Origin of the sequence: Salinisphaera sp. (assembly GCF_002729955.1) — a bacterium.
Lineage (GTDB): Bacteria > Pseudomonadota > Gammaproteobacteria > Nevskiales > Salinisphaeraceae > Salinisphaera.
In genome coordinates this window covers 44,248-56,424 of the sequence record NZ_PBYA01000053.1, presented here as the reverse complement: position 1 = coordinate 56,424, position 12,177 = coordinate 44,248, and the positions used below count along the sequence as shown (strand labels likewise).

Annotated in this window: 13 protein-coding genes; 8 read left to right on the top strand and 5 right to left on the bottom strand. The window is 64.5% G+C overall.

Going from position 1 to position 12,177, the window contains the following annotated elements; translation table 11 throughout:
* The first annotated feature begins 100 nt into the window (after nt 1-100).
* Genes CMN27_RS14910 through CMN27_RS14895 form a run of 4 tightly spaced genes read left to right on the top strand, consistent with a single transcriptional unit; the run spans nt 101 to nt 5,465 of the window.
* Nucleotides 101-2,599, top strand: a complete 2,499-nt coding sequence (locus CMN27_RS14910) for an acyl-CoA dehydrogenase (RefSeq protein ID WP_293627705.1) — start codon at nt 101-103, stop codon at nt 2,597-2,599.
* Complete coding sequence (locus tag CMN27_RS14905; RefSeq protein ID WP_293627704.1) at nt 2,596-3,855, top strand: serine hydrolase domain-containing protein; 1,260 nt, start codon at nt 2,596-2,598, stop codon at nt 3,853-3,855. Before CMN27_RS14910 ends, CMN27_RS14905 begins: the two co-directional genes overlap by 4 nt.
* 50 nt (nt 3,856-3,905) lie before the next feature.
* A complete protein-coding gene (locus tag CMN27_RS14900) occupies nt 3,906-5,162 on the top strand; it encodes an alpha/beta fold hydrolase (RefSeq protein ID WP_293627702.1) in 1,257 nt (418 codons plus the stop codon).
* 24 nt (nt 5,163-5,186) lie between these two features.
* On the top strand, nt 5,187-5,465 hold the full coding sequence (locus CMN27_RS14895) for an acyl-CoA-binding protein (RefSeq protein ID WP_293627700.1): 279 nt from the start codon (nt 5,187-5,189) through the stop codon (nt 5,463-5,465).
* Between the two features lie 77 nt (nt 5,466-5,542).
* On the opposite strand, the gene CMN27_RS14890 is transcribed toward CMN27_RS14895, so the two are convergent.
* Together CMN27_RS14890 and CMN27_RS14885 are read right to left on the bottom strand one after the other, a co-directional pair.
* Nucleotides 5,543-6,691 (bottom strand): hypothetical protein, encoded by a 1,149-nt coding sequence (locus tag CMN27_RS14890; RefSeq protein WP_293627698.1) that lies wholly within the window; start codon nt 6,689-6,691, stop codon nt 5,543-5,545.
* Nucleotides 6,688-6,903: a hypothetical protein gene (locus CMN27_RS14885; protein WP_293627696.1), complete on the bottom strand. Its 216-nt coding sequence runs from the start codon at nt 6,901-6,903 to the stop codon at nt 6,688-6,690. The genes CMN27_RS14890 and CMN27_RS14885 overlap by 4 nt, the downstream gene beginning before the upstream one ends.
* A 292-nt stretch (nt 6,904-7,195) precedes the next feature.
* Between CMN27_RS14885 and CMN27_RS14880 the strand changes: the two genes are divergently transcribed.
* Nucleotides 7,196-8,560, top strand: coding sequence for a 3-oxoacyl-ACP reductase (locus tag CMN27_RS14880; protein ID WP_293627694.1), 1,365 nt, complete (start codon nt 7,196-7,198; stop codon nt 8,558-8,560).
* A 43-nt stretch (nt 8,561-8,603) separates the two neighbouring features.
* Here the strand turns inward: CMN27_RS14880 and CMN27_RS14875 are convergent, their stop codons facing one another.
* The 3 genes from CMN27_RS14875 to CMN27_RS14865 are packed head-to-tail and all read right to left on the bottom strand — an operon-like array spanning nt 8,604 to nt 10,810.
* Entirely contained in the window at nt 8,604-9,491 is an 888-nt protein-coding gene (locus CMN27_RS14875) for an alpha/beta fold hydrolase (protein WP_293627692.1), read from the bottom strand.
* Nucleotides 9,484-9,930 carry a DUF3429 domain-containing protein gene (locus tag CMN27_RS14870; RefSeq protein ID WP_293627690.1) on the bottom strand — a complete coding sequence of 149 codons (447 nt, stop codon included), beginning with the start codon at nt 9,928-9,930 and terminating at the stop codon, nt 9,484-9,486. Before CMN27_RS14870 ends, CMN27_RS14875 begins: the two co-directional genes overlap by 8 nt.
* Before the next feature lie 40 nt (nt 9,931-9,970).
* Nucleotides 9,971-10,810 (bottom strand): uroporphyrinogen-III synthase, encoded by an 840-nt coding sequence (locus CMN27_RS14865; protein WP_293627688.1) that lies wholly within the window; start codon nt 10,808-10,810, stop codon nt 9,971-9,973.
* A gap of 124 nt (nt 10,811-10,934) precedes the next feature.
* Between CMN27_RS14865 and CMN27_RS14860 the strand changes: the two genes are divergently transcribed.
* The 3 genes from CMN27_RS14860 to CMN27_RS14850 are packed head-to-tail and all read left to right on the top strand — an operon-like array spanning nt 10,935 to nt 12,164.
* Nucleotides 10,935-11,309, top strand: coding sequence for a hypothetical protein (locus CMN27_RS14860; protein ID WP_293627686.1), 375 nt, complete (start codon nt 10,935-10,937; stop codon nt 11,307-11,309).
* Nucleotides 11,306-11,728 (top strand): hypothetical protein, encoded by a 423-nt coding sequence (locus CMN27_RS14855; protein ID WP_293627684.1) that lies wholly within the window; start codon nt 11,306-11,308, stop codon nt 11,726-11,728. Before CMN27_RS14860 ends, CMN27_RS14855 begins: the two co-directional genes overlap by 4 nt.
* A gap of 52 nt (nt 11,729-11,780) precedes the next feature.
* On the top strand, nt 11,781-12,164 hold the full coding sequence (locus tag CMN27_RS14850) for a hypothetical protein (protein ID WP_293627682.1): 384 nt from the start codon (nt 11,781-11,783) through the stop codon (nt 12,162-12,164).
* The last annotated feature ends 13 nt before the right edge of the window (nt 12,165-12,177 follow it).

Below are 12,177 nucleotides of genomic sequence, written 5' to 3'. Positions count from 1 at the left end.
TGAAAACAATTCTTTTTCGAAAACGGGATTCGCTGAGTTGCCCGAGTGAGATAGGGGCATATGTGGTGATGACAACCCGTTCAAGATGGAAGCCATAGTCATGACAGCACTCATTGTCGCATTAGTACTGGTCGGCCTGTATTGGACATTGCTCTACCGTGGCGTGTCGCTTGCTGTATTCACCGCAGTGACGGTGGGCGCAGTCGCTGCGCTATGGGCAGTCGGTGTGCTCGGCCCGATCGGTGTTGCCGTGGCCGCCGTGGTGATTGGCGTGCCGCTGGCCATCTTCAATACGGTGCCGCTGCGCCGCGCGCTGATGACCAAGCGCCTGTACGGCGTATTCCGCAAGATCCTTCCGGAAATGGGGCCCACCGAAAAGGAAGCCCTCGAAGCCGGCGACGTCTGGTGGGAAGCCGAGATGTTTCGCGGCCGTCCGGACTGGAAGCAGCTGCACGATTTCGAGCTGACCAAGCTCACGGCCGAAGAGCAGTCGTTTCTCGACAACGAGACCGAACAGCTGTGCGCCATGATCGACGACTGGCAGGTCAACTTCGAACTCAAGGATCTGCCCGAGGACGTCTGGGACTTCATCCGCAACAACGGCTTCTTCGCCATGCTCATTCCCAAGAAGCATGGCGGCCTGGGCTTCTCGGCCTATGGCCAGTCCTGTGTGGTGGCCAAGATCGCGACCCGCTCGCTGACCGCGGCGGTGACCGTGATGGTGCCGAACTCGCTCGGCCCGGGTGAGCTGCTTACCCATTACGGGACCAAGGAACAGCAGGAAAAATGGCTGCCGGGTCTTGCCTCGGGCAAGGAACTTCCCTGCTTCGCGCTGACCGGCGTGGAAGTGGGTTCGGACGCGACCAAGATGCCCGATACCGGCATCGTGTGTAAGCGCACCGTCGACGGCGAGGAAGTGCTGGGGCTTTCGCTGAGCTTCAACAAGCGCTACATCACCCTCGCGCCGGTCGCCACCATGATGGGTCTGGCCTTCAAGCTCAAGGATCCGGACGGCCTGCTGGGTGATCCCGACACGGTCGATTACGGCATTACCTGTGCGCTGTTGGCCACCGATACGCCCGGTGTGAAGATCGGTCGTCGCCACTTCCCGGGTGCGACGTTCATGAACGGCCCGATTCAGGGCGAAGACGTATTCGTGCCGATCGATTCGATCATCGGCGGGCCGGACAAGGCCGGCAAGGGCTGGCGCATGCTGGTCGAATGCCTGTCGGCTGGCCGCGGTATTTCGCTGCCGGCGCTATCCACGGCCACCGGCAAGGGCATGTACGGCATCACCGCCGCCTACTCGCGTATCCGTCGCCAGTTCGGCACCGAGATCGGCAACTTCGAAGGTGTGCGTGAAGGTCTGGGCGTGATCGGCGGCTATGCCTACATCCTGGAGAACGTGCGTAACCTCACCGCGTCGGGCGTGGATCACTGCACGCCGAGCGTGGTCACGGCGATGATCAAGTATCACTCCACCGAGATGATGCGTACGGTCATTACCCACTCGATGGATATCCATTCCGGTCGCGGCATCATCATGGGTCCGCGCAACTATCTGGCAGCGGCCTACCAGGCACTGCCGGTGGCCATCACCGTCGAGGGCGCGAACATCATGACGCGCAGCCTGATGGTCTTCGGCCAGGGCGCGATTCGCTGCCATCCCTATGTCTATAGCGAGATGGAAGCGGCCCACAACCCGGACTTCAACGCCGGGCTGCAGGAGTTCGATCGCCTGCTGTTCTCGCATATCGGCTATTCCGTGAACCGGGCCGTGCGTGCATTCACCCTCGGCATCACCGGCGCGCGTCTGGCCAAGGCGCCGGTCGACAACGCCATGAGCGGTTACTACCGTCATCTCGAGCGTTTCTCGGCCGCGCTGGCCTTCTGCGCCGATCTGTCCATGGGCACGCTCGGCGGCGCCCTGAAGCTCAAGGAATCGACCTCGGCGCGTCTGGGTGATGTGCTCAGCCATCTCTACATGGCTTCGGCCACGCTCAAGGGCTACGAGGTCAACGGCGGCACCGAAGAAGACAAGGTGCATGCCACCTGGGCGATGGAATACCACCTGCACGAGATCGAGAACGCGTTCCACGAGTTCGTGCGCAACTACCCGATCAAGGGCGCGCGTCCGGTGCTCAAGCTCGTCGCATTGCCCAGCGGTCGTCGTTTCTCCGGCCCGACCGACTCGATGAATGCCGCGGTTTGCGACATGATGCTCAACATGAAGCTGGATACGCCGTTCGGTAAGCGCATGAGCTATGACCTCTACATCGGTCGTGACGAGAATGATCCGACGGGTCGTCTGATGAACGCCTTCGAGAAACTCCATGAAGTCGACAGCTTCTACAGCGATTTCCTGCGCGGCGTGAAGCACGGCGAGATCGAAGGCGAAACCGTCGAGCAGCAGCTCGAAAGCGCGGTGTCCAAGCAGCTGCTGTCGGCCGATCAGGCCGAGCAGATTCGCGAATACGATCGCCTGCGCTACGACGTGCTGCTGACCGACGACTTCAGCAAGGAATACCTGGCAAACCCGCTGTCTGAAAAGGCGCGCCGTGAAGAGGGCCGGCCGGCGGATTTGCGTATCGCCTCATGACGCGGAGCTTGCTCGGCGCCCGGCTGGTCGACGTCGGCGACGGCAGTCTTGCCCGGATCACGGGTGTGGATGCCGCCGCCGAAGTCGCGCCCCAGCGTGTCGGGCTGACGGCAGGCGCGGTCGATTCCATCTGGTCGAGCGTGGAAGCGCTCTACCGGACGGGCGCTTTTCCGGCGGTGACTTTCTGTCTTCGTCGGCGCGGGCGGATCGTGCTGAATCGATCCATTGGCTATGCACAAGGCGGCGGCCCCGGCGAAAGCCGCGGGCCGCACGCGCGTCTGGCCGAGCCCGATACCCCGATCTGTCTGTTCTCGGCCAGCAAGGCGGTCACCGCCATGCTGATGCACAAGCTTGCCGAAGAGGGCGGTGTCGATCTGGACAATCGGGTGTCGTATTACCTGCCCGAGTTCACCGGCGGCGGCAAGGACCGTACGACCATCGCCCAGGTGCTTTCGCATCAGGGCGGATTCCCCATGTTCGACGTGGACCCGGCCGATGGCCCGGAGACCTTGCTCGACTGGGAGCGCTGTATCGAACTGATTTGCGCCGCGCCGGCGGAAAACGGCGGCAAGCGCCTGGCCTATCACGCGATAACCGGCGGCTTCATTCTGGCCGAGATCATTCGGCGTGTAACCGGTATGTCCTTCACCGACTATCTGGATACGCGTTTTCGCCAGCCCCTGGGCATGCGCTATTTCACCTACGGGCTGGATGGCCGTTCGCGCCCGCGGGTGGCAAGAAACTATGTCGCCGGTCAGCCGGTGCGGTTTCCGATTTCCATGCTTGCCAAACAGGCGCTGTCGGCCGATTTCTCGGAAGTGGTCGATATTTCCAATCGCGATTACTTCATGGATGCCGTGGTTCCCGCCGGCAACCTCTATTCGACGGCGGAAGAATTGTCGCGCTTCTATCAGATGCTGCTGGACGGCGGCCGCTATGAAGGCCGTCAGGTCATGCAGCAGGCCACGATCCGACGCGCGGTCAAGCCCGCGGTGCGCCTGCGCTATGACCACACGCTCAAGATTCCCATGCGTTACAGCGAGGGGCTGATGCTGGGCGTCAACCCGTTCGGCCTGTACGGGCCGATGACGGGTAGCGCCTACGGCCACCTGGGGTTCATGAACATACTCGGCTGGGCCGATCCGGATCGCGATATCGCCGTATCGCTGCTGGTGACCGGCAAGGCCATTCTCGGTGGCCATCTGCTCGCGCTCGGCCAGCTCTTGAGTACCTTGTCCTGGCAATGTCGAGGTTGACCTGTATGGCTGATCCGAAAACGACAAGACAAGCATCACGCGCGACAGAGATGGTGCATCAACCCCTGGCGCCGCGCACCGCTGCCGATCGCGGCGTCTGGCTGCGTGGCGGTCTGTCCATGGCCTCGGATGCGTTCGTCGGCTCGGTGAATATCGTCAACGGTATCCATCAGGCCGTAACCCGCACCGTCAGCCGCCTGGCTCCGCCGGCCCGTCCGATTGGCCGCGGCAGCGATTTCGTCTACGGGCGCGTACGCGATATCGGGCGGCTTAGCTTCTTTGGTGTGCGCCAGATGGCCGGGCTGGCCGAAACGCTGGTGCCCGGGCGCAAACGAGACATGCCGCAGCGCCTCGCCCTGGGCGTTCACAGCGCGCTCAACGGCGCATTCGGCGATTATCTCGAACGCAGCGACAACGAGCTCGCGCTCACCATGACGCTCGTCGACGATGCCGGGCGCGAAATAGAGGCCAGTGCGGCCGGCCTGCGCGCTGCCTTGCCCGAACCCAGTTCACGTGTGGTGATTCTGGTACACGGTCTGGGCATGAACGACCAGCAATGGCGCCAGGCCGGTCGCGACGACTTCGGCCAGCGCCTGACGCGCGATTTCGGCTATACGGCGCTGCGTCTTCGCTACAACAGCGGCCGTCATATTTCCCAGAACGGGCGCGATTTCGCGGCGCTGCTGCAGGCGCTGCACACCCATTATCCGACCGCGATCGAGCGGCTGACCATCGTCGGCCACAGTATGGGCGGGCTGGTCGCGCGCAGCGCCTGCCACTACGCCGAGCAGGCGGGCCATGACTGGGTCGATACGCTTGCCGACCTGGTGCTGCTGGGCTCGCCGCATCTTGGCGCACCGCTCGAGCGTCTCGGTCGCCAGGTCACCCACACGCTCACACGGCTGTCGTATACGCGGCCCCTGTCCGTGCTCGGCGAAATCCGTAGTGCGGGGGTAAAGGATCTCAGTCTGGGCTATCTTCGCGACGAAGACTGGCAGCAGGATACGCAGGCCCGGCCCACACCGCCCGAGGCGCTCGCCTCGCCTGATCACGTCGGCCATTTTCTGGTCGCGGCGACCCTGGGACGACGCGGCGACGATCCGGTCGGCCGCTGGTTCGGCGATCTGCTCGTGCCCGTGTCGAGCGCGGTCGGCCATGCCGATGCGCCGGATCGGCGGTTTAACCCCCGCGATCAGGATGGGCGCATCTTCTACGGAATGAACCACTTCGCGCTGGTGCATCACGACGATGTCTATGCCGCGATCCATGAGTGGCTGGCACCGCGTCTGGCACCGGTCACGCATTAATCCGAAAACAGGAGTCTTGTCTCTATGTCCGATCTGGAAAGCCGTTTTCAGGAAGCCGTCGAAAAAGTGCGCAATGCCCCCGAAGACGGTGGTTTCAAGCCTTCAAACGACTACAAGCTCAAGATGTATGCGCTCTATCGGCAGGCGACCGATGGTGACGTCCAGGGCAAAAAGCCGGGTATGCTCAACCCGATTGCCCGCTACAAATGGCAGGCCTGGGCCGATATGAAAGGCAAGAGCAGCGAAGAGGCGATGCAGGAATACATCGCCGAAGTGGACAAGGTCGAAGCCGAATACGGCTAGGCCGGTAAGCGGCCTGCATGCGCGCCGGCGCTATGGTTGGGCTTCGGGACAGGCCAGCGCGGCCAGCGCCCGGCGATTCAGCGCGAGCTGCCTGGATTGCTGGAACCGGCTGCGGCAAGCGTGTCGGCGAGCAGACCCTTGTCGCAGGCGGCCTGCGCGCGTTGTCGCGTTTCGCCAGAAAGCCGTTCAACGGCCTCGGCCAGGGCCGCGCGATCGGCGTCGTCCGCTTTGAGGCGCCGGTCCAGCTCCCAGAGGAAGGGCTTGCGCTCGTTGGCGGCCACCTCCAGCACGCGGGCGAGGCGCTCGGCGCCCATGGCCGGGGTCTGGTTGCGAAACCGGGCCCAAAGGTCGTTGGCGATCACCGAGTCGATGACGCTGCGGATCACGCCTGCGTCGGCAAAGGCCGGTTCGCGGGCGAGCGTGCCGATGACGCTGCTCGGCATTTCGTCGGCGATCTGCAAAAGCGCGGGCCACAGATCGTCCTGGGCGGCTGCGCGAATGAGCGAGTCGAGTATGGCCGCATCCTGGGCCATGGCCAGTTCGGCCATCGCAAGGCGAGCGTCCTGGCCGATGCGCAGCAGCGTGGCGAGCACTTCCGGCCAGAGCTGCTCGCTGGCCGCCGCGGCCACGATGGCCTCGCGGCGGTCGCTGTTCAGATGTTCGATCACGCGATCCAGCTGGGCGCTGTTCTCGACGAAAAAACCGATCTCGAGCAGATCGCTTTCATTCTCGATGGCGTCGGTCGCCGCGAACAGGGTGTGTTCGGGCAGCACGTCCACGAACCGGCTCATGGTGATGGTCTCGCCGCGTGCAAGGAGCACGCGTGTGATCGCGATGGCCCGATCCACGGGAAAGCCGGCGATGATGGGCTTTGCGCGCACCGGATCGATATGCAGGCAGGTATCGGCAAGAAAATCGTCCGACAGTCGCCCGGCCATATCGATTGCCTTGTCCGGCGGCATCTCGCCGGCAATACGCCCCGCCAACAACGGGCCGAGCACCCGCTCGGCTATGCGCGCGCTCATCGCCAACGGCACGATCGAGGACAGGCGGGCGAAGCCGGTGAAGGTCGGCCGGAATTTTTCGAAAAGCGCCTCGGTGATGCCTTCACGCAGTGTGCGCAGCCGTTCGGCCTCGAGGTAGTCCAGATGTTCGAGTTCGCCGGTTTCGGTTTGCAGAATGCGCGCGAGTTTGACCAGTTCCGCCTGGGTGGCCAGGTTTCTCATGAGGAGCCCAAAAACAGTTTCTGCACGCGTTTTCGCAGCGGTGAGGGCACCATGCCCACGGCTTCGTCGAGCGCGGTTTCGAGCAGAGTGCGCTGGTGACGGGCCGCTTTTCTGATCAGCGCCTGCAGGTGTTCACGTTCATCCGGGGGCAGGCCATCGACCACGGCCTGGGTACGCGAATCCAGCGGCAGGCGATCGTCGTCGCGATTCATGGGGCTGCAAGCCTCGTGCGCCGTGCGCCGGCGCATTGCGGGCGCGATCTACGCGCTCGAAAAATCGATGCTCACCCGATGCTACATCAAGGGGTGGCAATACGCAGGCCGGACCGCTTGAAAACGCGATCGCTGCCAGCGCGCAACCCGCCTCTGTCTGCACGCCCGTTTTTGCCAAAAATAAGGCGTTATGCGACTTGTTTTGACAAGCGGGTGCCCTAAACCTAATCATGTTGCGGTGCACGATGACCGGCTCTGGGCCGAGTCAGCGCCAATCAATCGAGGAGTCGAAATGAGTGATTTTCTAGTCCGGGCGTCGTCGAACTCGACGGTTCGTAATGTCATCAAGACGCTGGGCCTGCCGACCCCAACGGAGCTCGCGCGTGACGAAGGCGCCTACCAGGAGCGCTTTCTCGACAACGAGAAGATTCTGACCGGTGCCACGGCCAACGCGAGCGTAATCGCGAGCATCGGTACCACGCTGGAAGCCGCGGGCGCCAACGTGCAGCGCGCGGACAAGCCCACCCCGGGCGATGAAGACAAGTTCGATGCGCTGGTTTTCGATGCCACGAACATGGCCGATGTCGCCGAACTCAACGCGCTCTACGACTTCTTCCACCCGGTCGCACGCAAGCTCACGCGCAACGCCCGTATCGTGGTGCTGTCGAGCCTGCCGTCTGCGATGGAGAGTGTCTCCGCCGCTGCCGCAGCACGCGCCGTGGAAGGCTTCGTGCGCTCGCTGGCCAAGGAAATCGGCCAGCTCGGGTCGACCGCGAACATGCTCTATGTCGAGCCGGGCGCGGAAGATCGCGTGGCCACGCCGCTGCGCTTCCTGCTTTCGGACTACAGCACCTTTGTCGACGGCCAGCCGCTGACGGTGACCAAGGCCGGGCGCATGCCCGACGCCGTGCCCGACACCCAGCCGCTCAAGAACAAGGTCGCGCTGGTCACCGGCGGTGCCCGCGGTATCGGTGCGGCCACTGCCGAGCGTCTGGCACGTGAAGGCGCGAGCGTGGTGTGCCTGGATATCCCCCAGGATCAGGAAACGCTTGAGGAAACGGTGGCCGGCTTCGGCGGCACGGCCCTGCCGCTGGACATCACCGCAGACGATGCGCCGCGCCAGATCGCCGATTTCCTGCAGAGCAAATTCGGCGGCGTGGATATCGTCGTCCATAACGCCGGCGTGACCCGCGACAAGACGCTGGCCAACATGCCCGATCACTACTGGGACATGGTGATGAGCATCAACCTGCAGGCCATCATCAAGGTCGATGCGCTGCTCAACGACGAAAACGTCATCAACGAGCACGGCCGCGTGATCTGCCTGTGCTCGATCGGCGGTATCGCCGGCAACCGCGGCCAGACCAACTACGGCGCGACCAAGGCCGGCCTGATCGGTTTCGTGGAACGCCGCGGTGCCACCGATCGCGATCGTGGCGTCACCGTCAACGCCGTGGCGCCGGGCTTCATCGAAACCCGCATGACCGCCGAAATGCCGTTTGGCGTACGCGAAGGCGGCCGTCGTCTGTCGTCGCTGTCGCAGGGCGGTACGCCCCGGGACGTGGCCGAAGCGATCACCTTCCTGTCGACGCCGGGCGCCGGCGGTATTTCGGGCAACGTGCTGCGCGTCTGCGGCCAGAGCCTGATCGGCGCCTGAGCGCCGCTGCCATCCGCAGGGATGACCTTGAGCCGGCCTGTTTTCAGGCCGGCTTTTTCATGTCTGTACGTGCGTCCAGCCAGTCGGCCACGAGCGGCCAGATTTCGGCCTGGGCGGGCTTGCTCACCACGACGCCGGGATGGTCGAAATCGATGCTGTAGCCGGTGGCGATACCGGCCTGCTCGAACCGGGTGTCGGTACTCGAAAAATGCCCAACGAAACGTCGGCATCCTGCGCTGGGGTCGACCCGGTCGGCCGTCCCCGACACGGCGAGCACCGGCTGGGTGATACGGCTCAGGGTGTCACGTAGATAGGCGTTTCGGCGCCCGGTCTCGACCCAGTGGGTCGCATCCAGCAAGGCCGCACTCGGTTCATTCTCCGGGCCCAGGCCCGCCGCGCGGGCAGGAAAATAACCCAGTAGGCGAGCCAGACCCCGGGTGATGCGGTTGGCGGGCCAGTCCAGCATGCGTTTGCCGACCTCGAACTGGCTGGCGAAAAGTACCAGCCCCGCGATGCTGTCCGTATCCAGATAACGCGCGCAGGCAAGCGCACACATGACGCCGCCGAAGGAGTGGCCGATCCAGAATGCAGGCTGGCGATGTCGCGCGTTGATATGGGCTTGTACGGCGGGCAGATCGTATTTCACATGGTCGATCAGCCCGGCACGGGCGCTACAGGGCGGGGAGTCGGACAGCCCCCGGCGCTGAACGATGAAGGCCGCGTAGCCGCGCCGGGCGAGATAGGCGGCCAGGCCGATCTGCTTGTCCGAAAGCCAGAAGCGCCGGCCGGTGAACATGCCCGATACCAGCACCACCGGCGCACGGGCCGCGACGCCTTCGGCGCGTACCGTGGTCACACGGCAACAGCCGCCGTCGTTGGCTGCGAGCGTATGCTCGGTGATTGCCAGCGGCGCCAGGGCCGTGTCAGCCACGGGCGACGCGCCAGGCGATCGCGACCACGCAGAACGTCACCACGAGCGTGAGCAGCCGGCGCAGCTGCAGAAAACCCCGGCTCTGCCAGCCGCGCCGGGCGCCGTGTTCGTCGATCAGCCAGGCGAACAGCAAAGCCGCGATCAGCAGGATGGCCCGCCAGGGGGCCGCCGTGAGCAGCGCGCCCCAGGCAATGATGGCCGGCAGAACGGCCAGCGTCATGTCCAGCCCCGAGGCGCGCCCGGCGGAGAGCATGCGCCCCCATTGCACGCCGCCGATGAAGGCCACGATGGTGGCCAGATAGGGCAGCAGCCAGCGCAATGCGGTGCGGGCATCCAGCGAGTAGCCGCTGTAGGCATGATAGAGGCCCGCGACGAACGGCAGCAGGGCCAGTAGACCGAGGGCGCAGGCAACGGGCAGGGCGGATCTTTTCTTGGCCATGGGAAGCGTTGAGTAGTGGGCGAAACGCGATCTTACTCGCTCATGCCGGCTTGAAGTGGGCCACCATCGCGCGCACCAGCGGCTTCATGAAATAGTTGCTTTCGGGCATGAGCGTGACCTGCACGCCTTCGGCTTCGAGGCGTTCGCCCACGAGCGGCCCGACGGCGGCTACGCAGAGCCCATTCAGGGCGCGCGTGAGCGCCTCGGCCTGCTCGTGGGCCCGGGCGACCTTGTAGAGCCGCTTGATCTGCGGCGAACTGGTGAATGCCACTGCGTCCACTTCGCCGGCCACGATGCGCTCGATGAAGGCCAGCACCTGCGGCGTTTCGGTCTCGTCGGCATAGACATAGGGCGCCACCGCCTTGACCTCGGCCTGCTTGTCGCCAAGAAAATCCATGAGCGGGGTGTTCGGGTCGGTGCCATACAGCTGGACCCCGACGCGATGGCCGGCCAGATCGGCATCGGCCAGCGCTTCGATCACCCCGGCCGTGGTCGGCTGGGTGGCGGCTACATCGCTGCGCAGCTTGAGCGCGCGCAACTCGCGTACGGGTTTGGGCCCGCGGGTGATGGCGCGGGCCTGACCGAGTCGTTCGACAAACGCCGTCAGTCGCGCCTGACCGTCGCGCTCGGCAAAGTCGCGCAGACGGCGCAGGCCTTCGCCGGTCAGCCAGATCATCTCGTCCAGGCCGTTGTCGATCACGTCGTCGAGCCAGCGCCGCACGTGCGCCTGGTCCGGCGTGTCGCGGATATCCACCAGCGGGCAGCGCAGCGTCTGCGCGCCGCGACGTTCGAGCATGTCGGCGAACAGGTCGAGCTGGCGCGACTCGGGCACGCCGATCCGGCAGCCTTCGAGATCCCGGGCTTCGGGCGTTGTCGTCATGGTTGTATCCCACGAAAAGCCAATACCGCCAGTGTACCGAGTGCTGCGGCGCACGACAGTTGCCATGGCGCGATGGATGGCGTCACACTGACATCGACTATTGGCACGGTCAGGAACACGGTCCATGACGCTTGCAGTCGGTATCAGCATCGTATTCGCGCTCGCTCTGGCAGCCACGGGCTATCTGCTCTGGCGTGCCTATCGTCGGCTCGATGCGCTCAACGCCGAGATCGCGCAGCTCGCGCACGATCTCGAACACGCCAACGAGGAACTGGCCGGGGTGCTCGCCGAGGTCAGCGGCAGTCGCATCATCGTAGAGGTGATCAACCCCATGACCCTGGCCCGGGCGCGGTCACGCTGGGGCGCGGCGCTGGTGGGCGTGGCCCCGCGCATGATTCGGCGACGGGTCTACGAGATCGTCGCGCGCGAAATGAAGCAGCAGCTGGCTGCCCAGGGGGTCGAAGCGCATCTGGATATCTTTCATCCCACCGGCTCATGATCGTCATCGCCGCCGTAGCCATCGCCTTCGTGGCCGTGATCGTCGCGGCGGTACGGCTGAACATGGCCATTGCCGACACCCGTGAACGTTTTCGGGTGCTGGCCGCCGGCTATGGTGATGCCGGCCTGCTGGTGAGCGCGCGAAATCGCTTCCGTCGTCGCCAGGAAAGCGTCGAGCAGGTCGTGGATACCGGCACAGTGGGGCTGCAGACGGCACATCGCACGATATCGGGCTGGCTCGGCTCGCAGCACAGCGCCGATGGCATCTACGACAACGTGCGTGCATTCAATCGCAACGTCGGTCGCGCCCTCTCGGGCCTGTTTGCGCCGGGCCCGAAAAAACACAGCGAAAGCCTCGAAGAATGGCGTGAAAAGCAGGATTCCACCGACCGGCGCGATCGCTCGGGCGACGAACCCTGACAGCCGAGGCAGGTCGGCTCAAGAATGAAACCACGCAGCCGTTAATCCCGGGATGAAACGTCTCAATCCAATCGCTACCGGCGCGGGTGCGCTGATTCTCGGGCTGACGCTCTTCGGTCTGTCGCCGCTATGGGCGCAGTCCGCTCAGCCGCAAGCCGCGCAGCCGCGAACGGGCGCCCACGGCTATGCGCCGCATCCGCGCTATAAGCACGACGATTCGGATGCAGGCGTGCATATCTATGTGCAGCCGGAAACCGAGCACTGGCCGTCCAACTACTGGCCGGACAACTATCAGCTGAACGGCTACGACGGCCAGCCCGATCGGCCCACTCGCTGCGAAGGCGAAAGCGGGCGTACCTATTCGACACGCCAGGTCGAGTGCCCCGAGGGCCAGAAGGCCGTCGAAGGCGGCCGGCGCTGGTCCACCACGCCCTGAAAGCCTTGTTTCG